Genomic DNA, 875 nt, shown 5'->3' with positions numbered 1-875 from the left:
GGCAAAGAAAGAGACGACAGTAGTGGTTTATGCTACTACGGTGCTAGGTACCTAGCCCCTTGGTTGGCAAGATGGATAAGTCCTGATTCAGCGGGTGCGGTTGATGGCTTAAATTTGTATGTTTATGTGGACAACAATCCACTTAAATATATCGACCCAACAGGACATGGTGTTGACACGATAATCTTTGATAATTTTTTAGATAGAATAAATAGAGACAAGACTAGTGAATTAAATATTTGGATTGGGGATGCGCATAACTTACCAGATGGAATAAAGCTGCTCGTAACCTTAGCGAGAAGCATTGATCCAAATCATATTGGAACTCTGGTAATTGAAAATGCAACTGTTTCAATTTTAGGGAATGAACAACCTGCTCCATATCCGACAACAGATGCGTACTCATGTATAGAGGATATTATGCATGGATACAATACAGGCTCACTTGAAGCTATAAAAATTTATACTTATCAGAATAAAGCGCTAGCGTTAATAGATAACAGCGCATCAGCAAATGGCAAATTTAAGGGCCGTTTTATTGGCGGAGAAAAATGGAAAAATCCTAGGTTAGAAATTTCAAGAATAAAAGGCAATGTACTTGCATTGGTTGGTGCCACTCATTTGTTGACAAGTGTAGTGCCAACAGAACATTCAAAATATATGCATGCAGACTCATGCCCTGTTCAGGAACATCTTAAACCTAATACAAGTATTGTTTTAATTCCAAAAAATGTCATTGATCACTGCATTAAATATAAAATCTCAAGACAAGGAAATTTCGTGAACGAATTTGGATTATGGGTTAACGGTAAAGATAACAACCCAGAAGATGCATTTTTAGTTACTGGCAGAGGGGAGGCGATGAGAGAAAGATT

1 protein-coding gene is annotated in these 875 nt (G+C 37.5%); it reads left to right on the top strand.

Annotation, left to right across the window (positions count from 1 at the left end; genetic code table 11):
• Nucleotides 1–875: RHS repeat-associated core domain-containing protein (locus BBROOKSOX_RS12410; RefSeq protein ID WP_257607885.1), on the top strand; the 875-nt coding region annotated here is incomplete at both ends.

It is taken from the genome of bacterium endosymbiont of Bathymodiolus sp. 5 South (genome assembly GCF_900128535.1).
Classification (GTDB): domain Bacteria; phylum Pseudomonadota; class Gammaproteobacteria; order PS1; family Pseudothioglobaceae; genus Thiodubiliella.
The sequence above is the reverse complement of the archived record's forward strand: the minus strand, read 5'-3'. Positions and strand labels throughout refer to the sequence as shown.